This window comes from Corynebacterium lehmanniae (assembly GCF_043161975.1).
GTDB lineage: Bacteria > Actinomycetota > Actinomycetes > Mycobacteriales > Mycobacteriaceae > Corynebacterium > Corynebacterium lehmanniae.
Genome location: NZ_CP170998.1, coordinates 1,139,434 through 1,163,512, shown reverse-complemented (window position 1 = coordinate 1,163,512; position 24,079 = coordinate 1,139,434). Strand labels below are relative to the sequence as shown.

The 24,079-nt window shown below is 59.9% G+C and carries 18 protein-coding genes; 8 read left to right on the top strand and 10 right to left on the bottom strand.

Annotated features, from left to right (window positions below):
- Nucleotides 1-99 precede the first annotated feature (99 nt).
- Together ACF3NP_RS05520 and ACF3NP_RS05515 are read right to left on the bottom strand one after the other, a co-directional pair.
- Nucleotides 100-3,708, bottom strand: coding sequence for an ABC transporter ATP-binding protein (locus tag ACF3NP_RS05520; RefSeq protein ID WP_449257611.1), 3,609 nt, complete (start codon nt 3,706-3,708; stop codon nt 100-102).
- Nucleotides 3,704-4,570, bottom strand: a complete 867-nt coding sequence (locus ACF3NP_RS05515) for a hypothetical protein (protein WP_392399046.1) — start codon at nt 4,568-4,570, stop codon at nt 3,704-3,706. The genes ACF3NP_RS05520 and ACF3NP_RS05515 overlap by 5 nt, the downstream gene beginning before the upstream one ends.
- Before the next feature lie 80 nt (nt 4,571-4,650).
- Between ACF3NP_RS05515 and ACF3NP_RS05510 the strand changes: the two genes are divergently transcribed.
- Complete coding sequence (locus tag ACF3NP_RS05510) at nt 4,651-6,234, top strand: carboxylesterase/lipase family protein (protein WP_392399045.1); 1,584 nt, start codon at nt 4,651-4,653, stop codon at nt 6,232-6,234.
- 91 nt (nt 6,235-6,325) lie between these two features.
- Nucleotides 6,326-7,174 carry a hypothetical protein gene (locus tag ACF3NP_RS05505; RefSeq protein WP_392399044.1) on the top strand — a complete coding sequence of 283 codons (849 nt, stop codon included), beginning with the start codon at nt 6,326-6,328 and terminating at the stop codon, nt 7,172-7,174.
- On the opposite strand, the gene ACF3NP_RS05500 is transcribed toward ACF3NP_RS05505, so the two are convergent.
- A complete protein-coding gene (locus ACF3NP_RS05500) occupies nt 7,171-7,695 on the bottom strand; it encodes a hypothetical protein (protein WP_392399043.1) in 525 nt (174 codons plus the stop codon). The two genes, ACF3NP_RS05505 and ACF3NP_RS05500, sit on opposite strands and share 4 nt — an antisense overlap.
- 157 nt (nt 7,696-7,852) lie before the next feature.
- On the opposite strand from ACF3NP_RS05500, the gene ACF3NP_RS05495 reads away from it, so the two are divergent.
- The 6 genes from ACF3NP_RS05495 (at nt 7,853) to dcm (ending at nt 14,948) form a co-directional block, all read left to right on the top strand.
- Entirely contained in the window at nt 7,853-9,073 is a 1,221-nt protein-coding gene (locus ACF3NP_RS05495; RefSeq protein ID WP_392399042.1) for an MFS transporter, read from the top strand.
- Nucleotides 9,070-10,065 (top strand): nucleoside hydrolase, encoded by a 996-nt coding sequence (locus ACF3NP_RS05490; protein WP_392399041.1) that lies wholly within the window; start codon nt 9,070-9,072, stop codon nt 10,063-10,065. The genes ACF3NP_RS05495 and ACF3NP_RS05490 overlap by 4 nt, the downstream gene beginning before the upstream one ends.
- Nucleotides 10,066-10,176: 111 nt before the next feature.
- Nucleotides 10,177-10,974, top strand: coding sequence for an ECF transporter S component (locus ACF3NP_RS05485; RefSeq protein ID WP_392399040.1), 798 nt, complete (start codon nt 10,177-10,179; stop codon nt 10,972-10,974).
- 21 nt (nt 10,975-10,995) lie between these two features.
- Nucleotides 10,996-11,688 carry an energy-coupling factor transporter transmembrane component T family protein gene (locus ACF3NP_RS05480; protein WP_392399039.1) on the top strand — a complete coding sequence of 231 codons (693 nt, stop codon included), beginning with the start codon at nt 10,996-10,998 and terminating at the stop codon, nt 11,686-11,688.
- Nucleotides 11,679-12,827: an ATP-binding cassette domain-containing protein gene (locus ACF3NP_RS05475; RefSeq protein WP_392399038.1), complete on the top strand. Its 1,149-nt coding sequence runs from the start codon at nt 11,679-11,681 to the stop codon at nt 12,825-12,827. The genes ACF3NP_RS05480 and ACF3NP_RS05475 overlap by 10 nt, the downstream gene beginning before the upstream one ends.
- 153 nt (nt 12,828-12,980) lie before the next feature.
- On the top strand, nt 12,981-14,948 hold the full coding sequence (gene dcm, locus ACF3NP_RS05470; protein ID WP_392399037.1) for a DNA cytosine methyltransferase: 1,968 nt from the start codon (nt 12,981-12,983) through the stop codon (nt 14,946-14,948).
- On the opposite strand, the gene ACF3NP_RS05465 is transcribed toward dcm, so the two are convergent.
- The 7 genes from ACF3NP_RS05465 to ACF3NP_RS05435 form a co-directional block, all read right to left on the bottom strand.
- Entirely contained in the window at nt 14,922-16,211 is a 1,290-nt protein-coding gene (locus ACF3NP_RS05465; protein WP_392399036.1) for an ATP-binding protein, read from the bottom strand. The genes dcm and ACF3NP_RS05465 overlap by 27 nt on opposite strands.
- The gene (locus tag ACF3NP_RS05460) at nt 16,208-16,921 is read right to left on the bottom strand and encodes a hypothetical protein (protein ID WP_392399035.1); all 714 of its coding nucleotides are present in this window, start codon (nt 16,919-16,921) and stop codon (nt 16,208-16,210) included. The genes ACF3NP_RS05465 and ACF3NP_RS05460 overlap by 4 nt, the downstream gene beginning before the upstream one ends.
- Nucleotides 16,922-16,994: 73 nt before the next feature.
- Nucleotides 16,995-17,888, bottom strand: a complete 894-nt coding sequence (locus tag ACF3NP_RS05455) for a hypothetical protein (RefSeq protein ID WP_392399034.1) — start codon at nt 17,886-17,888, stop codon at nt 16,995-16,997.
- Nucleotides 17,881-19,773: a hypothetical protein gene (locus ACF3NP_RS05450; RefSeq protein WP_392399033.1), complete on the bottom strand. Its 1,893-nt coding sequence runs from the start codon at nt 19,771-19,773 to the stop codon at nt 17,881-17,883. Before ACF3NP_RS05450 ends, ACF3NP_RS05455 begins: the two co-directional genes overlap by 8 nt.
- Before the next feature lie 82 nt (nt 19,774-19,855).
- Nucleotides 19,856-20,839, bottom strand: coding sequence for a PD-(D/E)XK motif protein (locus ACF3NP_RS05445; protein WP_392399032.1), 984 nt, complete (start codon nt 20,837-20,839; stop codon nt 19,856-19,858).
- 8 nt (nt 20,840-20,847) lie between these two features.
- Entirely contained in the window at nt 20,848-23,598 is a 2,751-nt protein-coding gene (locus ACF3NP_RS05440; RefSeq protein ID WP_392399031.1) for a Z1 domain-containing protein, read from the bottom strand.
- A gap of 35 nt (nt 23,599-23,633) precedes the next feature.
- Nucleotides 23,634-24,008, bottom strand: a complete 375-nt coding sequence (locus ACF3NP_RS05435) for a winged helix-turn-helix domain-containing protein (RefSeq protein ID WP_392399030.1) — start codon at nt 24,006-24,008, stop codon at nt 23,634-23,636.
- Nucleotides 24,009-24,079 lie beyond the last annotated feature (71 nt).

The following is a 24,079-nucleotide window of genomic DNA, read 5'->3' as shown; positions in this document are numbered from 1 at the left end:
GTTGTGTTCGCGGAACGTTTCTTTGACTGTAATCGTCGGCGCTGGTAACGCGCTAACTTGGGTTGTTCCTCTCCACGGGGGCCCATAGTTTCACCCCCGTTATCGGTTAACAGCCCACATATGGGCATATCTTCCGCCTGCGGAGATGAGGTCCTCGTGGCAGCCGTCTTCAATGATACGTCCTTCATCCACGACGAGTATGCGGTCGGCCCGCGCGGCTGTGGCGAGGCGGTGCGCGACGACGACGGAGGTGCGCCCCGCCATCGCCTTGTCGGAGGCATCGAGCACAGCGCGTTCGGTGGCGGGGTCGAGGGTGGCCGTGGCTTCGTCGAGAAGCAGCACCGCGGGTGTGAGCATCTCCGCGCGGGCAAGCGCGATGATCTGGCGCTGCCCGGAGCTTAAGCCCCGGCCGCGTTCGCCGACGCGCGCGTTGAAGCCGCCGGGGATGGTGCCGATGACGCCGAGGGCGCCGATGCGTTCCACCGCGGCCTGCACCTCGGCGTCCGTGGCGCCGGCGGCCCCGTAGGCGATGTTGTCCGCGACGGTGCCGGGGAAGAGGTAGGACTCCTGCGGCACCTGCGCGAGCGCGCGCCGCCACTCCGCCAGCGGGAACTCGGCGACGTTCGTCCCCGACGCGCGCACGACACCTTCCACTGGGTCGTAGAAGCGGGCCAGCAGCTTGACGACGGTCGACTTGCCCGCCCCCGTCGGACCCACGAGAGCCACGGTGGAGCCGGGCGAAAGGGACAAATCCATGCCGTCGATGACTGGCTCTGAATCCGGCGAGTAGCCGAAGGTGACGTCGTCAAGCGAAAGCTCCCCGGACGCTGCGGTGCGCGCACCGGGGCGGGTGCCGGTGTCGGGGACGGTGGTGCGCTCGGCGAGGAGTTCGCGGATGCGGTCGAAGCTGACGGTGGCTTGCTGCCAGGAGTCGAAGATTTGGCCCAGCTGCTGGATCGGGCCGTAGAGCTGGCTGAGGTACATGGTGAACGCGACGAGCACGCCGACCGACAGCGTGCCGTCCGCGATGCGGGTGGCGCCGACGCCGATGATCACCGCGGTCATGACCTGGGAGACGAACTGCATGCCGGGGAAGTACAGGCCCACCAGGCGCACAGAGTTCATGCGGATGCGCCGGTATTCGTCGCTCATCCGGGCAAAGCGCGACTCGAAGTGGTCTTGGGCGAGGTGGGTCTGGGTGACGCGGATGCCGCCGATGAGCTCGGCGAACTCGCCGTTGACCGCGGAAATCTGCGCACGCGCGGCGGCGTAGAAGCGCTTGGAGAAGTGCCGGAAGCCCCAGGTGGCCAGCGCGATGACGGGCACGGCGGCGAACGCGACGAGGGCGAGCTGGCCGTCGGTGGCCACCAGCATCACCGTCACGCCAGCGAGCGAGCCGACTGCGACGATGGCTTGGGCCAGCCCGGTTTGCAGGAAGCTGGACAGTGTGTCGATGTCCGTGGTCATGCGCGTCATGATCTTGCCGGACAGGCGCGACTCGAAGTAGCTCAAGCCCAGCTGCTGCAGGTGGGCGTACGAGCGCAGGCGCAGGCCGTAGAGGAGGCGCTCGCCGGAGCGCGAGGACAGCACCGTCATCACGGTCATGGACGCCCACGCCACCGCCACCACACCGAGCGCGATCAGCCCGGTGTGGATCAGGCTGGCCTGGTCCGAGTTAGCGATGCCGCGGTCCACGGCCGCGCGCACGAGGGTGGGAAACGCGAGGTCCGCCAGCACGCCGACCACCAGCAGCGCCACGGTGCCGGCGATGAGCCAGCGCACCGCGCGGAACAGGTCGCGCACGTGGAAGTCGCTGGATGGGGTGCGAAGCTGCTCCAGGCGCTCGGCGCTCAAATCCGGCTGCTCGGTGGCCTCCGGGAGTTTCTCCACCCGGGCGAGCAGCTCCGGGGTGGCGTTGACCGTGGACGCGCGACCGGTGGTGGGCACGATCACGCGCTCGCGCTCGGGCTCGGTGACCTCGGGCCACAGATCGGTGCGGGTCGGGGCCGCGGGCAGCTCCGTAGGCGTGTCCGCGGACATGGTGGCCAGGTACTCCGGGCTCTCAACCACCTCATCGCGGGGGCCACACTTGACGACGGCTCCGCCGCGCACCACCGCAACCTCATCCGCGTGGTCCACGGTGGACTGACGGTGCGCGACCGTGAGCACCGCGACGTCTGTGAGCTCCTCGCGCAGGTTGGCCAGGATGCGGGATTCGGTGACGGCGTCGATGGCGCTGGTGGCGTCGTCGAGCACGAGCACCTCCGGCTTCGCCATGAGCGCGCGGGCCAGCGCGATGCGTTGGCGCTGCCCGCCGGAAAGCGTCAGGCCTCGCTCGCCGACTTCGGTTTCGTAGCCGTCCGGCAACCGCTCGATGAATTCGTCGGCGCAGGCCAGGCGCGCCGCCTCGCGCACCGCGGCGTCGAGCTCATCCGGCGGGAGGTGAGAGCCCATGGCGATGTTGTCGCGCACGGACGAGGAGAACAGAAACGCCTCGTCGAACACGCACAGGACCTTGTGGCGCAGTGCGGCGGGGGAGGCGGAGCCGTCGAGAAGCTTCACGCTCCCGGAATCCGGCTGGTAGAAGCCGCCGGCGAGCTGGACGGCCATGGTTTTGCCCGCGCCGGGCGGGCCGACGAGCGCGACCGTTTCGCCCGGGCGGACGGTGAGCGAGAAGCCGTTGAGGACGGGGTTGCCGCCGGTGGAAAAGTGCACGTTGTCAAAGCGCAGGCCGGTGCCGGCCGTGGGGGCTGCGGCGGTCTCAGCGGCGGGGGCAAGCTTGAGCACGTCGTCAAGGCGGTCGAAGGAACTCATGCCCATCTGCAGGCGCACGTACTGGTTGGTCAGCATGGACAGCATCGACGTCATGGAGGTCAGGTACGCCGTGAACGCGACGAACTCGCCGATGGTGATCTGCCCGCGGATGGCCAGCATGCCGCCGGCGATGATGGTGACCACCAGCGCGACCTTGGGCAGCTGCGAGAGGACCGGCTGGAAGCGCGCCGTGAGCTTCGCCGCGCGCATCTTCACCGCGTAGAGGTGGCGGCCAAGCTGATCCAGCTGGTCGATCTCGCGCTGCTCCTGTCCGAACGCCTTGACCACGCGAACGCCCGAGACGGTCTGCTCGACGTGCTCGGCAAGCTCCGCGGTGGCGTGCTGGTTCACCCACGTGGCGGCGTAGAGCGTTTTGCGCGAGCGGTTGGCCTCCCACAGGATCAGCGGCAGCAGCGCCAGCGACATCAGGGTCAACGGGATGTCCATCCACAGCATCACCGCCAGGGTGAGCGCGAGCTGCACCACGCGCGTGAGAAGCATGGGCAGGTTGGCCAGCACCATGTGGTACTGGTTCAAATCCGAGATGGAGCGCGAGACGATTTGTCCGGTGACGATTGTGTCCTGGCCCGGGCCGTCTAAGCGGTGCAGCGTGCGCAGGATTTCGGTGCGCAGCCAGTGCTGGGAGCTGGATGCCAGCCGGCCCGCCGTGACGCGGCGGGTGAAACTTAAGACGTAGGTGGCCGCGGCGACGGCGACCATCGCCCACGCGGTGCGCGTCACCGATCCTTCCGCGTTGCCGGTGGCGATGTCCACCGCGTGGCCGGTCAGCGCCGGCACCGCCGTCTGGAACACGGCGGCGAGCGTGGCGGCGGCAAAGGCGGCGACGGCTGCGGGCCGGTTGGCGCGAAGGGATCTGGTGAGCAGGGGGTTAATTGTTGTCGCCGTCCTTGTCCTCGTCCTTGAACTGGCGCAGGATCCAGGCGGCGAAGTCCTTCTGGTTCAGGCTCAGGCCCTTGCCATCCTCGTCGGTGTCTTTGTCCGGCAGCGGGGTGGCAAAACCTGCCGGCACCGCGCCGAGGCCGGACTGGATGTTGCCGATCACGCCGTCGGCCAGCTTGCGGTTGGCGGTGGTGCCGGCGACCGCGCCGATGCCCAGTGGCATGAGCTTGCCCAGCCACGCGCGACGCTGGGACTTGCGCATGGAGCGCATGGCGATGCGCTGCAGCACGTTGTTGGTGTTGGACAGGGTCGGGCCGGAGAATTTGGTCAGGGTGGACTTGCCGGGGATCTTGCCGGCGTCGTCGCCAAGCATGGCGTCCACAATCGCCAGGCCCTTCGCGCCCATCAGCAGCGAGAGCACGAGCGCGCGGCGGCGCTCCGGGTCCTCGATGTCCTCGCCGCGTAGGTAGGCGGATGCCACGGCGTAGAACGCGGCGAGGTCCAAAAACAGCACAGATTCGCCCGCCACTGCGGCCGCGCCGGTAAACAGGCCGATGCCGGGCACGGCGGCTGCGGCACCCACGCCCGCGCCGGTGCCGGTGACGGTGTTTTTCAGGTGCTCGTCCATAAGATTCTGAATCTCCGCAGGCGTGGCCTCCGGGTTCTGGCGGCGCAGCCAGTTCACGTAGGTGCGGATGGTGGAGGTCTGCATCTGAACAGCCTTATCCACCGCGCCGATAAACGCGCGCCCCAGCGGGCCGGCGTCCTTTTCTAACTGCGTCGGGTCTTCGCGCAGCGCCTCTTCAATTTCCTGGCGGACGGCGAGGTCCTGGTTCTTTTTCTTGTTGCCGAACATCGTGTGCTCTTTCGTTAATAGGTTTTTTACGTCGGTCCAGCTTAGTTGGATGTTGTGCGCATGCGTCTACGCTGGATGCCATGACTGCCGCCGAGCACCCTGTCGCAGACACCACCGCGGGCAAGGTCCGCGGCGTGGTGGATGCGCGCTCCGGCATGCGCACCTGGCGCGGCGTGCCGTTCGGCGCCTCCACGGCGCACACAGGCAGGTTCCGCGCCCCGCAGCCCGCGGAGAAGTGGCAGGGGCTTTACGACGCCTCACGGTTCGCCCCGCCCGCCATGCAGGGCACCTTCGGCTGGCGCGACGCCGTCATCGGCACCGAGGACTGTCTGACGCTCGACATCGTGCGCCCCGACACCGACGAGGAGCTGCCGGTGGTGGTCTACTTCCACGGCGGCACGTTTGTCACCGGCGCCAGCAACGAGAAGGTGCTGCAGGGGCATTTGCTTGCCGACGCCACGAACGTCGTTTACGTCTCCGTGAACTTCCGCCTGGGCGTGCTGGGGTATTTGGACTTCCGCTCGCTGGGCCACGACTGCGTGGCCACGCCTGCGCTGTTGGACCAGATCCTGGCGCTGGAGTGGGTGCGCGCGAACATCGCCAACTTCGGCGGGGACCCGGGCCGGGTGACCATCATGGGCGAATCCGCCGGTGGGGCGGCCGTGGTGCACCTGATGTGCTCGCCCTCGGCACGCGGGCTGTTCCACGGCGCGGTGGCCCAATCGCCGCCGCCGGCCAGTGTGCACTCGCGCCTGCAGGCCGCGATGTGGGTGCGCGAACTGGTCAACCGGATGGGTCTGCCGCGAACCACCACGCTGGCCGACCTGCGCGAGACCCGCGCCGAGGAACTCGTGCGCGCCGGCCAATCCATGCTGCTCAACACCAAGGAACTGGTGCAGCTGAACACCAGCTTTATGCCCACCGTGGACGGGGAGACGCTCACCGCGCACCCCATCGACACCTTCGAGGCCGGCGAGCAGGCGGCCGTGCCGCTGATCGTGGGCACCAATTCGGACGAGGCGAGCTTTGCCAAGGCGATCTACCAAACCACAAAGACTCGCCAGCGGGCGGCGCGCCGGGCGCTGGAGGCGTTCGACCCGGACAACGCCCAGTCGGTACTGCGCGCCTACGACTACGCCGGGGAGCGCGGCGACTATGCCGACCTCATCGCCGACGCGGTGTTCTGGGCGCCGACGGTGATCCTGGCCACCGCACACCGCAGGAAGGCGAGCACGTGGATGTACCGCTTCGACCACGCGTCTGCCGCGATGCGCATGCTGGGCTTGGGCGCGATGCACACCGCCGATCTGGGCGCGGTGTTCGGCGAACCGAACGCCACGAAGGCCTCGCGCTGGGACGTCTTCGGCGGATCTGAGGCGTTCACTGAGGTCAGCCGGGTGATGCAGCACCACTGGGGGCAGTTCTTCCACACCGGCGCGCCGGGCGAGGAGTGGCCGGTCTACGGTTTCCGCTCCGACGATAGGCCGGGACGTGCGACGGCCGTGTTCGACGCTGGTATGCGGGTGGAGTGGGACCCGAAGGCGTCGCAGCGCAGGGCGTGGGAGGGCTTTGACATGCGCGAGTGGGGCATCCACCGCCAGGACCTGATGGATTCGGCCGCATCGCTGCTCGGTGCCGCCCATCCGTCATGGGGTGACAGTTAACCCCGCCGTGACAGGGAAATGCCACGCATGCGCAAGCATTCGTGGCTAGGCTTGTGCCCGTTGTGGCCGAGCTTGGGAAGGAACCACCGACATGAGCTTTTTCGAGGACATCGCAGCGGCGCTCGACCGCGAAGGCATCGAGTCCCGCGTGGGCGGCGACACCATGTTCGTGCCCATGACGGCGGCGCTGGAGATCCAGTTCGTGGAGATTGATCCGCACTTGCCGGCCGCCAACGTCTACATCGCGGCCGCGGACGTGGACGAGGACGACGAGGACTTCGAGGCCGTGCTGGTAGCCGTGGTGTTCTCCGTGGAGGACGCCGTGGCCGCGGTGGCGGAGCACATGGCCACCGACCAGGTGATCACCGTGCTGCGCGACCTGCTGGAGGGCACCGACGAGCGCATCGGCGACCTGGAGTTCTTCCAGGACCACTTGAACCCGCAGCAGGTGCGCGCCGAGGTGGGCGAGAACGCAGAGCTTTTGGTCACCATCGACACCGTCGAGGGCACCCCGCACGCCAAGGTCACCTTCATCGCGCTGCCGGACGATTACGACGACGTGCTCGACGACGCCGAGGGCGAGCTCTGGGAGTCCGACGGCGACGCGGAACTGACCGAGGAGGACCGCGCCCGCCTCTTCGACGCCATCCACGACGAGGCCCTCATCGACGCCGAGCGCCTCGAGCTGGGCAGCTTCACGGACTTTGACAGGCTTTTCGACGTGCTCTCGCTCGCCGCCGACCAGGCCGAGGACTGGGAGTCACAGCTGCTACCCGTGGACGACGAGTTTGATGAGCCGGAGATCTACGACCTGTTCGGCCAGGACGACGAGGACGACGATGCCGACTTCGACGAGGATGTCGACTCCGAAGAAGACGACGAAGACGAGGGTCTCCCCGGCATCGACGAGGACGACAGCAGCGACGCCGCCCGCGGCTAAGCGGCGCTGAGCCCCTCGAACATCGACGACGGCGAGGCGATCGGGGTGAACGTGCCGTCGACGAGCCACACGTAGTTCGCCGTGCGCGCGCCGGCCAGTTCGTGCACTGCGTGCGCGCAGTCGTCAGGGATCAGCGCGCGCACCCACGCTTCGGTGAGCACGGTGTCCACCAGGCTGCCGGTGGTGTCGGCGATGCGGACCTCGATCAGGTACGCGGGTACCTGGTCGCCTCCGTAGCCCTGTATCCGGGCCCGCGCCCGTGGGCCGACCCTGCGCCGTGTCACGGCCAGAGTTAGCTGCGGCCCGTTGGCCACCCGCGGCAGGGTGAGCACCGGCGGGCGCCACGCGGCGGTGGGCCGGGACAGGGAACGAGGGTGGTGCATGACGGCCTGGGCGGACTCGATGATTGCGGGGTGGCGCTCGCGGATCTCCTCGGCAAGCGCCTCCGGGGTGTAGGCGGGGGAGTGGGACATATCGTTTCGGCTGACGCTGCGCAGCGGATTCTTCGTGTTGAACTTCATGGCGCACACACTACGAAGCGCAGCCGACACCACCGCCCACCCGTTCGAACATATGAACTAAAGTGATGACTCTACCTGGGGTGATTTTGCATTGCGGCAAATATTTGCCACATTGCCAAATCGGAACACCCCACCCGCCGATGTACGCTAACCAGCAATGAGCGCCGACAATTCAACACCACAAACAACACAAGCACAGAAGCCCCAGATCCAACCGAAGATCCCGCGCACGATCTGGGTCCTTGTCGGCGCCGCGTTCATCATCGCCCTCGGCTACGGGCTCATCGCCCCGGTGCTCCCGCAGTTCGCTGGCAGCTTCGGCGTGTCCATGGCCGCGGCCGGCGCGGTGATCTCCATCTTCGCGTTGGCGCGGTTGTTGGGGGCGCCGGGGGCGGGCTGGCTCGTCGATAGGCTTGGCTCCCGTCCGATCTACCTCACTGGCCTGCTTATCGTCGCCGCCTCCACGTTCTTCGTGGCCTTCGCGCAGGCCTATTGGCAGATCCTGGCCCTGCGGTTTATCGCAGGCTTCGGCTCGACCATGTTCACGCTGTCCGCCCAGGCGCTGATTGTGCGGGTGACGCACCCGAGCATCCGCGGGCGCGCCAACGCGCTGTACGCCTCCGCGTTTCTGGTGGGCAATGTCGTCGGCCCGATTATCGGCGCCGCGCTGTCCTTCCTGGGGTTCCGCGCGCCGTTTGTCATTTACGGCCTCGCGGTGGCGGCCGCTGCCGTCGCGGTCGGCGGGCTCACCCAGCCACGGCCCGGCTCCGAGCCGCTGCCTGCGGCGAAGCCGAAGATGCGCGTGCGACAGGCGTGGCAAACCTCCACCTACAAGGCGCTGTTGGCCGCCGGGTTCACCAACGGATTCGTCAACATGGGCTCGCGTGTGGCCATCCTGCCGCTGTTCGCGGCGGCCGTCTTCGAGCGCGGGGGAGCGGCCGCCGGTTTGGCGCTGACAGCCTTCGCGTTCGGCATGGCCGTGACCCTGCAGTTCTCCGGCAGGCTCGCCGACAGCCTGGGCCGCCGCCCGATGGTCGCCGCGGGCTTGGCCACCTCCGGCGTGTTCACGGCACTCCTCGGCGGCGCCACCAGCTTCTGGCCGCTGGTGCTGCTCTCCGCCGCGGCCGGCATCGGCGCGGGCCTGATGAGCCCCGCCACCCAGGCCACGCTCGCGGACATCATCGGCAATGAGCGCTCTGGCGGTACAGTGCTGTCCACGTACCAAATGACGCAGGACGCTGGCACCATTCTCGCGCCGGTGCTGCTCGGCGCCGTCGCGGAGGCCGCGGGCTTCCAGGCCGCGTTCGGCGTCTGCGGCGCGGTGTGCGCCACCACGCTTGTGATCTGGCTTGTTGCCGGGAAGGAAACGAAACCGTGAGAGTCATCCTGGACTGCGACCCCGGCATCGACGACACCTACGCCATTATCTTCCTCACCGCCGCGGCGCATGGGGGGCTCATTGAGCTCGATTGCCTAACGACGACCTCCGGCAATGCCCCCGCCGACCAATGCGCGCAAAACGGCGCCTGGATCCTGGGGCAGTGCGGGCTGCCCATCATCTCCCTTGCCGCCGGCATTCCGGAGCCTCTCGAGGTGGAGCTGACCACCACGCCCGAAACCCATGGCGACACCGGCCTCGGCTACGCCCAAGCACCCGAGCGCCACGTGGAGCACGACTGGGACGCGCTGTGGATCGACTCCATCGAGCGCGGCACCGACGACCTCTACCTGATCGTCACCGGGCCCATGACCAACCTGGCCGCCTTCGCGCACGCTCACCCGGAACACTTTGCGAAGCTCAAGCACATCACCGTCATGGGCGGGGCGGTGAACTACCCGGGCAACACCACGCCGAGCGCGGAGTGGAACTTCTGGGTGGACCCGCACGCCGCCGCCGACGTATTCGCCATGGCACAGACCCCGATCACCTTGTGCTCGCTTGGCGTGACGGAGCGGATGGTGCTCAAGCCCGAGGCGTTGGCGGAGTTCGTCGATAAGCTTGGCGGCTCCCCCGTGGCGCAGCACCTGGAGGCGATCACGCGGTTTTACTTCGAGTTCCACGAGGATGTGGGCGAGGGGTATCAGGCGCAGATCCACGACCTGCTCACTGTGCTGATCGCGCTGGGGCTGGTGGGGTACTCCTGGAAGGACACCACCGTCGCCGTGGAGGCGGATTCCGAGCTCATGCGAGGCACCTCCGTGGCCGACCTGCGCGGGATCTGGGAGCGCGAACCCAACGCGCGCCTGGTCACCGACGCGGACGTCGAGTTGGCCTGGGGCTGGTTCACGTGGGCGTGCGAGGTGCACGCGAAGGTCGCCGCCGGCGACGCCGAGATTGTGGAGCTGCGCCACCAGCGTGCCGACGACTAGGTGGTTCGCGCCCGCCGCCTGCTACACTCCCGAACCGATAGCCCAGCCGAGGTGACATAGGCGATGAGGGCTGTACTTCCCGTTCCTCCCCGCACACCACTCGGAGTTTCCATGTCACACACTGTTTCCACTCAGGCCGCGCAGACCGCGCAAAAGGCCGAATGGACCCCCGCCCGCCGCGCGCTCGTCATCGCAGGCGCCGTCCTCATCGCCGCTACCTGGCTGTACTTCGTTCTGGTTCACCCGGCAGATTGGGATCAGGTCACCGGCTCCGGGCAGGGCATCGCGCTGCTCGCCGGCTACGGCATCGGCACCGCGCTGCTGCTCGCAGCGGTGATCCCGGTGCTTCCGGCGCGCACGCTGGGGCTGATCCCGATCGCGATCATCATCAACTCCGTCGTCGGCGAGATCGTCGGCTCGATCGGCCTGCCGCTGTACCTGGATTCCGTGGGCACGGTGCTCGTCGCAGCGCTCGCCGGCCCGGTTGCGGGCATGGCCACCGGCGCGCTGAACAACGTGGTGTGGGGCCTGCTCAACCCGGCCGCGCTGCCGTTCGCCGCGGGTGCGGCGCTGATCGGTTGGTTGGCCGGCGTGTTCATCCACCGCTTCAACGCCCTGCGCAACATCGCCACCGTGATCGGCTTCGGCCTGGTGCTGGGTCTGGTCGGAGGCATGGTCGCCGCCCCGGTCGCGGCCTACGTCTACGGCGGCACCGCGGGTGTGGGCACCGGCGCGCTGGTCAGCCTGTTTCGTGAGATGGGCGGCTCGCTGATCGCGTCCGTGACCACCCAGGCGTTCATCTCGGACCCGGTGGACAAGGTCATCGTCATGCTGGTGGCGTTCTTCACGGTCAAGGCGCTGCCGAAGCGCACCGTCGCCGCCTTCGCCCCGCAGACCAAGCAGAGCTAGCCCAGCAAGAAGCCAACCAACATGCCCCAGACCCGCCTGAACCCGCTGACCGCCCTGGTCATCGGCGCGTCCGGCTGGATTCTGGCGCTGGGGATCAATACCCTGATGGCCTCGCTCGCCATCATCGCCGCAGCCCTGACAGCCGGCACCTGGCGCACCCGCAACCCCTCCGTCGTGGCGGCCACCGCACTCCTCGCAGCACCTGTGGCCGCGTCGATGGTGCTCATCCACGCGCCCTACGGCGAGCACCGCATCGCCCCGCTCATCACTTCCGACGGGCTTGCCGACGCCGCCCACCTCACCGCCCGCTTCACCGCGCTCGTCGCGTGCCTGCTCGCGGCCGTGGCCTGGACGCGCACCCCGGATCTGGCCAAGGCCTTGCAGAGCACAAAAGGCGGCAACCGCATCGGCTACATCGCTGGCACCACGCTGCAGCTCGGCCCCCAGGGCGCGCACCGCGCACGCATCACACGCGACGCCAACCGCCTCAAGCAGCGACCGATCAAAGCCAAAACAGTCGTCCCGCACCTGATTATGCCCGTGCTCACGGAGCTGCTCACCCAGGCCGGTGCCCGCGGCCAGGCGCTGGAAACCGCAGGCTACGACCTCACCGGCCCCCGCACCGTCCTGCGCCCCGTGCACGACAGCACCCTCCAGCGCGCCGCGCGCATCCTCATCCCGCTGATCTGCGTGGCGGTGGCCCTATGGATCTAACGCCGCTGAAGCAAGCACTGGACCAGCACCGCGCCGTCGAGGTCATCGGCAACTCTGGCGCGGGCCTGACCACCCTCGCGACCCAGGCGCACAACGAGTGGGACGGCGCCGCCGTGGTCCAGCAGGACGCCACCGCGCACGTGTCCTACCTGCGCGACACGGTCATTGAGGAGGTCGCGCTCGGCCTGGAGCAGCGCGGCACACCCATCCCAGAGATGCAGCGCCGCTGCGAGCGCATCCTCAACGCCGCGGGCATGACCGAGCTCGCCGAGCGCCACCCCGCACAACTCTCCGGCGGCCAAACCCGCCGCCTGGCCATCGCAGCCGTCGCGGTCCTCGAGCCGGACATCCTGCTTCTGGACGACCCCTTCGCCGGCCTCGACCCCACCTCCGCCACCCACATCATCCGCCTCCTCGAAGCCCTGCCGTCGTGCGTCGTGGTCCTCGGCAACCGCCCCCGCCTCGATGCAGCAAAGCTTTCGCTTATCGACGGCATCCTGTCCCCCTCACCCCCTCCCACCCACGAAATCAGCCTGCCCCCACGCGTGAAACCCACCGGTGAGCTGATCGACCTCGGTGAGGTGTCCGCCACCCGCGGCGGAAAACCCCGGAAGTGGTGGCAGTTCCGCGCAAACGAGGACCCGGAGTTCACCGCTGGCCCTATCCACCTGACCGTGCGCCCCGGCCAGGCCGTGTGGCTTCGCGGCGACAACGGCGCCGGCAAAACCACACTGCTGCGCGCGATGGCCGGCCTCGACGGCAACCCTGGCCTCGCTCTCGGCGTCTCACTCGCCCTGCAGCGCGCCGCCGACCAACTTGCGGAATCCACGGTGGGGGAGTTCGTCGGCGACCCAGACGCCGTCGCCGAACTCGGCCTGGACCCGGAAACCCACCCTCTCGACCTGCCAGCCGCGCACCTACGCCTGGCTCAGCTCGCCCAAGTCTTCGCTCAGAACCGGCCGCTCGTGCTTCTCGACGAACCCGACGTCGGCCTCGATACCCCTTCACGCGACCGCGCTCACGCCCTTATCTCCGAGGGACTAAGCACCAGCCAGGCCGTGATCTTCACCTGCCACGACACCTCCTTCGCTGCGGAGGTAGGGGAGTACGCGGTAGTAGGTGAGGTGTGTATGAGGTGACAAGATTTCAAAGGCGTAAAATTTAGATGCTGCGGCCATGAACCCCGATGACACTTGACGAAGGTATGTTCGATTTTAAGTTCTGGCTGCCCGCGCTCTCGATATGCTTTAGCGGATTTACACTTTCCCTGTTTCCGACGTTAAGGTATCGAAGTGTCTAAACCCGATCCATTTGCAGTGCGCCAAATCAAAGGACCCTTTATCAAACTGCCGCTGCATCCGCATTACTGCAGCTCAGAGGCGGAGCTTCTGGAGTATGCGGAGAGCCGGAGGAAGAATGGAGCGCTTTTGGGAGCGGACCTATTTGCTGGCGCTGGGGGATTGAGTGAGGGTCTTGGCCAGGCGGGGATTGAAGTGATCCTAGGGGTCGATCACTATCCATATGCTGTGGAGACTCACGCGGCTAGATTTCCGGGAATGTCCACAAATTGGGACCTCTCTACTTCCGGGAATGTTCAGCGTGTGGCCGATTTAATGAAGAACGCTGGGATTGATGTCTTGGCTGGAGGGCCACCTTGCCAGCCATTTTCTAAAGCGGGAAGAGCGGGCATTCGGAATCTGGTGGAGCGAGGTGAGCGTGATCCAATCGACCAGCGTAGAAATCTATGGCGTGCGTATTTGGAAGTAGTGCAATTGGCACAGCCGCGCGCGGTAATTATGGAGAATGTCCCTGATATTGCGCTGGACAAAGAAATGTTCATTTTACGTTCGATGGTTACAGAGCTCGAACAAATGGGCTATAGCGTTGAGGGGAAAGTTGTTGACGCGTGGCGTTATGGTGTTCCACAGTTTCGACAAAGGTTTATCCTAGTCGCTCTTCGAGACGGAATTTCATTCGAATGGCCTAACGAACAAGCCAGTAAGGTCTCAGTGTGGAACGCAATTGGCGATCTTCCCGAAATTGAAGGAGGGGCTCGGCCAGCGGGTGAAGATGGCGGATGGTGGAGATACAACGAGCCGATTACAAGCTTTCAGCGAGAGATGCGAAAAAACGTTCCGATGTCAATGAATCATCGCATCTACGACCACATCACGAGGCCTGTGCGTGAGGATGATAGACGAGCTTTCGAGCAGATGACGGCATCAACGAAGTATTCTGATCTACCAGCAGAATTGCGGAGATACCGGTCGGATATCTTCAACGATAAATACAAGCGGCTCGACGAAAATGATCTTTCCAGGACAATAACGGCTCACATCGCGAAGGATGGATACGGATTCATTCATCCGCGACAGCCTCGCACGATCAGCGTAAGAGAGGCTGCTCGCTTACAAACATTTCCTGATGATTTCAGGTTTTCAGGTCCCCCAAGCGCAGCTTTTAAGCAGATTGGAAATGCAGTACCCGTTCGTTTGGGGAAAAGTATCGGCAAAGCAGTCGTAGAGTCTTTGGAAGCTGGTAGGAAAAAATCAACCAATGCGAATTGGACCTGTTCGGCTTTAGCATCATGGTATGAGGAGCGTCCTACCCAGGAACTGATTTACCCTTGGCTAAGGGAAGGTACGCGGTGGCACATTGTGGTAGCGGAAACATTTCTTGTTCGGTCCACTATGCACGAAACGCGGTTTGTATGGCCACTAATTCATCAAACCCATGTTCGTCCAGGTGAGCAGGTTCCACCCGAGGCTGTTGATCTTCTAATGAACGTATTTGCGGGTGAAAGGTTTCGAAAGAGGAGAACCCAATTTGCCCGGATTGTTGATGACTTAAACAGGAATCCTCATGCCCTTTGGTCTCCTAGGGTGGACCGCGAGGAGTTACCCACCATAAGTCCAAGCCTGGCTGAACTTATCGAACTTGCAGTGCCAGTTACGAGCGAGGCTGACCGGAGTGAGGAGCCGGTCATTGTGGCAAAAGGCGTCTTGCGTGTAACCTCCAGATTTTTAGGAATAGATACAGAAACGCGCAATAAGCTGACGAATGGACGCATCAGTGTCGGAACGCAATTGGTCTTGCAGCCTAGCGCGCGATTCGCTCATTTAGCACTCTTCGAAGTTGCACGACAGTTGTGCACACCCGAGCGCCCGAGATGTGAATTGTGCCCATTACGGATTCATTGTCAGACAGCCTCTAAGGAACCGAACAAGTTGGTGTTAGTCGAACCCGAGGAAAGCAGCTAGTTCCGGTATTTCTTTCTTGATCAGGCCCATCATTCTGGTGAGTGCCTCAAAATCACCAGTCCGTGCTGCCGCAGCCCGAAGAGACAAGCCGATACTCTCTCCTGTTTCCGAGTCCCCGCTAGAGAAAGGAATTGGATCCGGCGGCGTGGTTTCAAGTGCACTCCTACTTTGGCTCCTACGATAAGCAGCGTCTGCTTGCATGCAAAGCTCGTTGAGCGGCCTTGCAATCATCTTACGCAGCTCAGATGGTAGTGTTACCCGCATTTTTGCGACATTGATATTGAAGGTCTCGTCTAAATCCGTATCAAAATCCAACGAGGCTCGGGCGAGTTTGGTGTGCTCGTCTGTGGTTCGGATACCGGCCCAGCCTCCCCATTGAACGAGGCGGTCGGCTCTATATATATAAAGACCTTGCTGACGGTTCCACTTATCTAGGCCGGAGGCCTGCTCGTAGGCATCGGACGAACTGAACTGATCCCGAGTGGGAAGAAGGAAGCGTCGTAATTTGACCTGCCCAGAGCCAGCCTGCTTCTCAATTTCAAATACATCGGCTTGAAGTTCCCTAGAATCTTCCTCATTTCGGACAAAAGGGTCCCAGGGTTCCAAAGGTTTACCGTTAATACTGATCGATAAGGATCGGTAAGCTTCACCAGACAGAAATCGGTGAAAGACCATGGATAAGTAAGGGGCAAGCTTCTCTGGTATTCGTTCAATTCGCCTTCGTGCCCATCCACCATCTGGAGACTTTGCTGGCAGGATACGGTCTAAGCGTTTCCAGACAACAGTGGTGCCATGTGGTGTTCCCAAGAAACTATCGGGCTGCGCTCCATCAGCCTCATCTGAAATGTCGTAGATGAGCCAGTCGTCTGTGGCGTGAATAAAGTCGAGGTCTAAAGCTCGAGCTTCGGTTTCTGTGGTTGCGGTCCTACTGAATACTTCGATCCTTCTGCATTGTGACATTGACGCAGTTTTGAGACCCAGCCCGTAGCGACCGAGATCCCCTTCGCCGTATTCACGGTGTGAACCAAAACGCATAGCTTCGTTAAGAGCATCGGAATCCATCCCGGCGCCATTATCAGCAATCCGAATGAAGCTGTCGCGCCCGTCGAACACGACGCTGATATCTACCTCGCTAGCACCAGCCATGATCGAGTTGTCGACTAAGTCTGCGATTGCTGACTCTAAGCTGTATCCGACGTCCCTTAAAGATTCTGATAGACGTCGAGCAGATGGTGGAATTCCCAGGGAGCTTTCGATTTTCAATTCTTGCCTCCTAGCGAGTTTCGCGTTTGGAATCGGGAAGCGCCCAACCTGTAGGTATTTAGCACATGATGATTTAATTCGGTTTCGCTAAGACCGGAGAAGTCGTAAAGGGGGTTTTGCGCACGGACCAAAACTGCGCTGAACCGGGCGAATTGGGACCTAGGCAAGTCTGGGTACTCTTGCGCGACCGTAACTGCTGCTCGAGCCATCGCACGCGCAAGTGGAGCCTGGCCAGCTAGAGTCGTACGTTCCATGATCGAAACTGCTTCGTCCTCACCGAGGGCGGAATTCAGCTCAGTGCCGAGGACAACTTGCCGCCACCAAAGCTTCCGAAACACGTTTCTGGCGTCGCCAAGCCACCTATTGTAGCGGGGGTCTTTGTTGGGGTTTGGGTATCGCCATTTTGCTAAGTCTGGCAAAAGAATCAGGGTCAGAAAATTCCAAACTTCTCGATCTGCTGCCTCAGCCGGAATCAAATTCATGTTCTTACCGTCTAAAATCGGGGCAGCACGTTGATCAAACTCTCTTCGAGCATCTCTAGTCGATTCGTTAGGAAACCCTAGCTCGGTAGCGAGAGAGAGCAGATCCGATCTGAGCTGAGCCAATGAATCCTCAGATATCCGTTCTTTCGCAAGGCTGTAGTAGGTTGCGAATGGGTGGGTAGGGGAGGCTTGGGCGCTAAGCTCTTCGAGATCCTCAGTGTTATTCATGTATCCGACAACTTGCAGCGAAGCACTTTCGGATAATCGCGGAAAATAGGTAATTGGCAATTCGAACCTTTAACTATTTGTTGAACTGATGAGTAGCGGCTAGCAACACAGATGGATCTCGTGGAATATCGAGGATGTTTGAATTTGGAAAGCATCTCTCCAGCAGATCCAACATCGATTCCCCTAAGCTCCCTTCGGGAAAGCTGGCCGTTGCAATCATCGTTGGGTCGTTGTTAAGTAAGAGCTCGAGCAGCATGCATGCCCGTATTTCGCTATCCAGCCAGTTAGCTAAAGTCTTCGCCTTCGGACTGGCTGGCTTTTCAAGCAAAAGCAGCCCATCGGAATTCCCCACGTTAATGAAAACGCTAAGGCCGAGCTCGACAGGCAAGTGAAGATCCTTCTCGACCTCGACTTTCCACATCGCATCGGACGGCTTTAAACCATCTCGCTTGAAATCCCGAGTTGACATCGTCAGCCGTGAACCGATTCCTTCGAGCGGCAGTTTGAATCGGGGACTCTCCCAAAGACGAGCCCCCTTGGTCTGAGCTGTTACTGATTGGCTGTCGCTGCGTTGATCGCGAGCTAGGTAGATCGAGACCCAGAGCTCTAGCACGCCGCCCACTAGCTCACTTGGAATGTCAACAGAAAGATGATTACTACCGCGTTGAACTGCGGAAGGATCGCCTGAGCCTTGTTGATTCGTTTTTGTTGACCTCCACTGCAGGTGTGCTGCGAACCTCTTGTCTAACGGCCCAGTAATATTGTCAAATCCTGCGCTTGAGGCAAACCGATCTAAATCAACGTCTAACCCAACCTCAGCTGACAGTGGCGTTTCGTAGTCCCAGTAAACTTCTTCGTCAAAGTTGGAGTCAACCAGCTGTTCACCGACACGAAAGTTTACGAAGCTGACGTTGACCGAATCTAAGTCTGGTATCCGAAATCCTCGGCTAATAGGGCTTCTAACCATTATTTGAATCTTTCATAGAAACATCCTCTTCGAAGTGCACATCGAGGAAAACTGCGAAGATTCGCGGCTGTCGAACATGGACCTCCACCACGGATTCTGGCTTTGTAAAAGTTAAGTCAAATTGAGGAATTGGGCCAGCTCCATGACAAACATCACGCCCATCGGCCAAAACACAAACAATAGACGGGGTAAAAAATCCCGCGTCTGCCAAGTCGCTGGGTGGAATGGTGCCTTCATCAAGCGCGACAATTGGACTCAGCCTAGCCGTCCATTGCCCGTGTTCTGGGGGCAGTGTGACAGTGACCCGGAATCGACTCAGTACGAAGTTTTGATCGAGGGCGGTCAACCCGATGTGCTCTTGAGTAGCGATCGGTGTCGTACGGGATTTAACCGATCTGCCGGACCGAGGCGCTTTTGACTGGGAAACTGAAAGGGAGGTTCCGGATCTTGCGCTGGAAATAATTGATCCGAAACGATCTGAAAGCGCAGTAAGGGACTGAAAATGTTTTTGGTCGCCACCCAATTGGTTCTTTTCACCCGAAGTAGCTAGGAGTGAGTCTATTTTGTCGTAGAAAACTTTTACGGGATTAGTCCGTGCTTGCGAACCCCAAAACTTTGCCAAAATCTGTCGTTCTTCTTGGAGCGCCATCGGGTTCCATTCATGGTGGGCTTCGGGTTCACTTCTTGCGAAAACAGGATCTGCCTCCAAAGAAGAAATAAAAACGCCGCAGTATGGCTGCTCTGATCTTTGAACAGGCCCTCGATAATATTGGACAACCATCCGTGGTTCACGGATAAGAGCGATGTGATTAGAAATATCGTGCCCAATCGTAGTTTGTGAGCTTGCTATTTCGCTTGGCATGTTGAGTGCGACTAGGGTCCCCAGTCTTTTTGCAGGGCTTAAAGACCACACTTCGGCAATGCGTTGGAGGAATGTCATTTTCCACTCATTTTTTGGGGTGGAGGGGGCATCTAATGCCGCACGGTAAGCATCCGAAAAACGTCTTAAGGCCGGATCTTCCTCCGGGGATTGCACCGGTACGATCTGCTCATTGATTGTTACTTCGAAATCTATTGAGGGTGCCGCACCTTCAGCACACAACATGTGAGGCCATGCCCACCGTGTTAATGCAGAGGAAATGGTCTGCATAAGAAGTAGCGGAGATGGCTCGTCTCCTAAAGAATCATCAATGTTTGGAGAAATTACGGCAATCGAAGTCCCAGTTGGTGCGCTATCCGTGAAGTCTCTGTCCATGCCAAAAACTTGGGCGAATACATCAGCCTGCTCACCGATAAAAGGCTCTGCGTATTCGATTGAGCTCCTTCCGGCACCGCCTATAGCTCGTACTCCCCACCAGTGTCGGCCGGTGTATTGCACACCATCGGATTGGAAATCGTTACCGCTTGCCATTGCGATGAAGCGGCTCGAAGGGTTGCCATTCTCGTCATGTGTACGCGTGTAAACCAGAATCGTCGAGACTTCACTGGCTACGAAGAATACCGCTTTGCCAACCCCGAAGGTTCCTCCTCTTAACTTTTTCGTGTCGCTACGTCCAAAATTTCGAACAAAAGCAGTGAAATCTTTGTGCTCGCCAGCGGATACCGCTGCGGAGGTGGGCCCTCGCAATCCATTGGTACCCCTATCAGAGATGACGAGCATTCCGAGTCTGTCGGCAAAGAGGTGTTCTTGGAGGTCCGGAATTCCGTCGAAATTCCCTCCTAAAACATTCTCACGCAAACAACTGACCTGACTGCTAGTTAAGGACAAGTAGTCGGCTCGAAATTTGATCGAGGCAGTGGTGCGCTCGCTGGCTCTGGCGTCCCAGCTATTCTGTAACGCCTCCCGAGTGAATTTGTCCCATCTGGGGAGTGGCTGATTTTTCATCGGCCGAGTGAAAGCATGGCTATATACGTCGCCGTCGGGGTTGAAGGGCTGCTTATGGTGGAAAGCCTTTGGAAGAGGGGCCCTAGTCGAAAAATTCATTAATCTCTCTCAAGCCAGGAACGGATTCTGGTTCGGAAAGATCCAAAACGTACTCCACGTTTTGGACTCTCGAAACAATGTCAACCTCTCGTATTCTGGGGAAATCTTTAGTTACATCGAATTCGAATGCTCCGACAGGCCTATACGTCCTGAAATTATCTGGGCAACTCAGAATCGAGTTCACGTCGAGATTGAATTTTCGAAGCTGCGCTATGAACAGGTCTTGATCTGGGAAGGGGATGTCTAATATTTGCCGTGTAAGGCGAGGAATGGAGAGGGTGCCTGAGGGGACCATTTCATACTGGCGGACAGCTAATACTAGCGGAACGGACGGCAATGGATTCAGCTGTTGGCTCCCGTGTACCGCAACACGTAGCCCAGAATGCGAAATGGTGGCTTTACATTCAATCGACTGGTCAGGCAGCTTAAAATCGTGCCGGTCAGAATTGGGGCCAGTCCAACATGCTGGTGATTCGCCACGATTGAGGAGCTCGGCCAGGACCTCAAGTTCGCACAATAAACCTATTTCCTCGTTCACCGAGATTGACTGCGGTAACGCTGCATCGGCAAATAGACGCTTCCAACGGTTGTAAAGTCTGATTACGCCGGCGACGGGCGAATCAGGCTGCCCAAGAAGATAAGAATTCACTTCCTCCACAAAAACGGAGAAAAGCTCGAGTTGTGAAGAGTCCCGGAGAGTCAGCCTTAACTCAGGCCTCGATGAAGCGATAGCACGAGATAAGTCAATGGTCAGGCCCCTCCGATCTGTCTGGATACGTTCAAATTCGTCCCGAGTCGCTGGTACAGCGATACCGAAGTGGCCGTCTACGTTGCGGAATAGAGAAACTTCCTCCTGACCCCTCAAAAAGGCTCCGGTTGCTAGACGTGTTTCAGTCCGAGGATGCGGCTGTCCTTCTGAAAGGCGTTGAAAAATTGTAGGAATGCTCTTTGGTTGGTGATTATCCATGGGTGCCGTCACTGATTAGCAAGCTCAAACTCTTCGGTATCCCTGATCATCTGCAGGGTTTCTTCGTCTGGCGGTGGTGCTTGGATATACTCAACATCCTCTTCTGGAGAATTTGAGTAGGGGAAGAAAATACCGACGCCGATGACGTCCTCGACGGCATTTAGATCTTTCCTTCGGTTACGAGGCTGAATAACCATCCCGTTTGCTTTGACGCCGTCCTCCGACTGTGTGGTCTTAGAGTTTCGGTCAATCAAATAAACTACTAGGTGCGCCACGTCAGGGCCGATCTGTCGATCTCGAACCTTGATGAGCTTGTCGTTGTAGCTAGTGCCGTTCTTTACCTCGTCCAGCAAACGATCCATTTCGACCTTGGGGAGGTCTATATCGTTGAGACGATCCATTGAACCAACCAAAGCCTTGATATTGGCTACTTCCGGCTTTGAAGTGGCGAGTTGTGATCGGTTTACAGGATTAAGTGGACGTCCCAAGCCCAATTTATCAACCGAGTTCCCACTGGAACGTACTTGTCCATAGAAGGACACACTCCACTCTCGAATCGACGAGTTCTGTCGCTCCCGCTCGATGTAGCGAATCAGCTTCTCACCACCGTTTTCCCCAAGGGTAGAATTTTCGTAAATCTGATAATCGCTGAGAAACTGTATTACGTCATCGTTAGAGACGCCCCTGAAAACTACGGTCCCGTTCGACGACTTGTCGAATCGACGGGCAGTAGAATTGGACAGACGGTTCACAAAAGCTTTAGCGGCCTCGAGATTTTTCTCCAACCAAGCCTTGTCTTTATGCCTGAAGAGGATGGTTTGGACTCTTTGGCCACTAAACCCGGGATTTGCAACGATCGCAGACTGCTGCTTGGACCGACTGGTGATTGCCATCGACGAGTGCGTACGAATTCGAGCCTGAAACTCAAGTGGAGACAAACCCTCGATCGCGTAACTCGAAAGATCTTGGCGTAGGTCAGCCTCAACAAGCGCCAAGTCTCGGAACCAGTTTTCTAACTCTTCTGTCATCCAGATTCGGGGTAGGTCTTGGTACCCGTTTCGAAATCCGAACCAGCGACCCATTTGCGAGAGAGTATCGAAAGCGGTGGTGTTTCTAACGAAATAGCTACAAACGAGGCCCTCTAACGTTAGGCCACGGGAGAGGGTGTTGCCCCCAATAGCGATGACAGTCTGGGGGTCGTCATCTGGGTATTTGAGCCGCTTGCTCTTCTCAGCCCCACCGTTGTCAACGACGACCTTGATGTCAGCTAAAACTTCCGAAATGTAAGGTTCGATTTCTTCGTAGGTAGCCCTGCGGTATCCGAAGCGCTCTGGTGGGACATCGGTGGTCTCTTGGTACCAGGTTCTGGACAGGGAGTCGGTTAACTTGCCGGATGCATAATCGTTCTTCAGTTTCTGTAGTTCGTCGACTACAAAAGTTTCCGCTTCGCCGTGTGCAATGGTCTTCATCGCCGTGTGCACCAGCATTGATGCATGTTTGTCGCGCTGACCGCGACGGCGTCGTTCCGCGGTAGCTAGAACAAACCACTTCATTGCATCAAGCAGGGAGTCAGGAAACTGTCCTGACCAAGCCGCAGTCTGTTCTGGCTTATTCGGAGGTTTAAGAAACGACGCTTCCTCATCGGGGATGTGTCGAATCATATTTAAGCCGTCGGAATCCTCTAAATCTTCTCCAAACAAGGGCTCTCGTCCGAAGATATCCTCCGCGCCAAAGTATCCATCGGGTTTCGGTAATACGTGGACAAAATCCTTCGGGTATATATCTTCCGAATCGTTGGGGTTAACGAGAATATTCGCAAAGGGAGTTGCAGTATAGGCGACATAAGCAGTCTTCTTGTTGCGCAACAACGCTCTAATCTGCGCGTTTATGGCAGAAACTTCAGATTTTTTCTGACTCGAGACGTTAATGCTTGCTTGATCTGCTTCGTCGTCGATGATCAAAATGGGGACTTTGTCCGCAAGATCTCGACTAGAGCGGATAAACTCAACTAGATTCTTCAAGATTGTCGAGTGCTTCTTGACCACCGCGATGATGCGCTGATTCTGATTTTGGAAGATAGTCGTAGCGTTTTGTTTTTGGCTTTGTTGGTTGTTGCCGAAGTCGCTTTCTTTGGTATTGGTCTCGGGATTGTCAACGAATGTTGTTTTGTACCAATTATCAGTCTTGGTAAGGAGCTGTTCTTCAAGGCGTTCCTGTGTTTGAACCCTCAAATTATCCGTCATCCCTGCTAAGACAATGATCAGTCGGTAGCCGACATCCGCGGCTTTAGCGATTAGAGATACGAAGTTCGTGGTCTTCCCGCTCTGTACGTAACCGACAACTAGCCCCCTGACATCGAACTCTTCCTCGCCGGGAGGACGGAGTGATGCAACGACTCTGCTGGAAGTTGCGTCAACTGATTCGACTGCAGCACCTAAACTCTTTTCAAGAACTTTGCGTAGTGAGGGCCAGTAATGTGCTGATTCGAAGTCTGGACCGTCATACCAGCGCCCTTCTTTTGCTTCTCTCGACTCCAGGGCGTCCATACGCTCATACTCGACTATCATCCCGCAATTGACTTTGTAGCGGCGGACCGCTTCATCAACCAGTTGAGAGGGAGGTTTTGGTCCAAATACTGGGTTATTCAGCTTTTGGATGGCATCGTCTAAGAGCGTTCCGCCGCGTGTGTAGTTCTCGATGAACTCATAGAGTGCGTTGATCTGCCGCTCCATATCATCAGATGAACGGTGATCGGTCATTTATCCTCCAGCATGGCTAGTTGTTCTTAGCCAGTTTACTTGGCTCTCGGCATGGAGCCCGGATGGGCGGTCGGGCGTACCCCCGCGTCTTTCCGGCGTTTCCAGGTTGCAACTAGATTATTTGTGCTTTCTTCGTTGGCGTCTCGGCCAACCTCTGTTAAGGCCCAAATACCGCGTTTACTGTTGACCACCAACCCTGCGTTCTTTAAATATGTTCTCGCCCAAGCAAGTCGATATTGAATTTCAGTTCTAGGGCCAGAACCATGTAAAATGACCCGAATCTTCTCGTCGAAGCCCTCGTTCGCGATGACCTCCGAATCTATTTCTTCGATTGAACCCGAGCCTCCTAGTTGCTGTAGCGCGTGGATGACGGGCCACGGTAAGTCCATCTGGGCGGGAATACCGTTCATTTTCAATCTCCTGAACATATTTGTGCATGTCGAAATGGCTAGGGGCTAGACGCTGTTTATACTTTGAGTGG

Excerpts from the sequence above, each read along its gene's own strand:
- ACF3NP_RS05515 (WP_392399046.1), bottom strand. The coding sequence starts at position 4,570 with ATGTTCGGCAACAAGAAAAAGAACCAGGACCTCGCCGTCCGCCAGGAA.
- ACF3NP_RS05510 (WP_392399045.1), top strand. The coding sequence starts at position 4,651 with ATGACTGCCGCCGAGCACCCTGTCGCAGACACCACCGCGGGCAAGGTC.
- ACF3NP_RS05505 (WP_392399044.1), top strand. The coding sequence starts at position 6,326 with ATGAGCTTTTTCGAGGACATCGCAGCGGCGCTCGACCGCGAAGGCATC.
- ACF3NP_RS05500 (WP_392399043.1), bottom strand. The coding sequence starts at position 7,695 with ATGAAGTTCAACACGAAGAATCCGCTGCGCAGCGTCAGCCGAAACGAT.
- ACF3NP_RS05495 (WP_392399042.1), top strand. The coding sequence starts at position 7,853 with ATGAGCGCCGACAATTCAACACCACAAACAACACAAGCACAGAAGCCC.
- ACF3NP_RS05485 (WP_392399040.1), top strand. The coding sequence starts at position 10,177 with ATGTCACACACTGTTTCCACTCAGGCCGCGCAGACCGCGCAAAAGGCC.
- ACF3NP_RS05480 (WP_392399039.1), top strand. The coding sequence starts at position 10,996 with ATGCCCCAGACCCGCCTGAACCCGCTGACCGCCCTGGTCATCGGCGCG.
- ACF3NP_RS05475 (WP_392399038.1), top strand. The coding sequence starts at position 11,679 with ATGGATCTAACGCCGCTGAAGCAAGCACTGGACCAGCACCGCGCCGTC.
- ACF3NP_RS05460 (WP_392399035.1), bottom strand. The coding sequence starts at position 16,921 with ATGAATAACACTGAGGATCTCGAAGAGCTTAGCGCCCAAGCCTCCCCT.
- ACF3NP_RS05455 (WP_392399034.1), bottom strand. The coding sequence starts at position 17,888 with ATGGTTAGAAGCCCTATTAGCCGAGGATTTCGGATACCAGACTTAGAT.
- ACF3NP_RS05450 (WP_392399033.1), bottom strand. The coding sequence starts at position 19,773 with ATGAAAAATCAGCCACTCCCCAGATGGGACAAATTCACTCGGGAGGCG.
- ACF3NP_RS05445 (WP_392399032.1), bottom strand. The coding sequence starts at position 20,839 with ATGGATAATCACCAACCAAAGAGCATTCCTACAATTTTTCAACGCCTT.
- ACF3NP_RS05440 (WP_392399031.1), bottom strand. The coding sequence starts at position 23,598 with ATGACCGATCACCGTTCATCTGATGATATGGAGCGGCAGATCAACGCA.
- ACF3NP_RS05435 (WP_392399030.1), bottom strand. The coding sequence starts at position 24,008 with ATGAACGGTATTCCCGCCCAGATGGACTTACCGTGGCCCGTCATCCAC.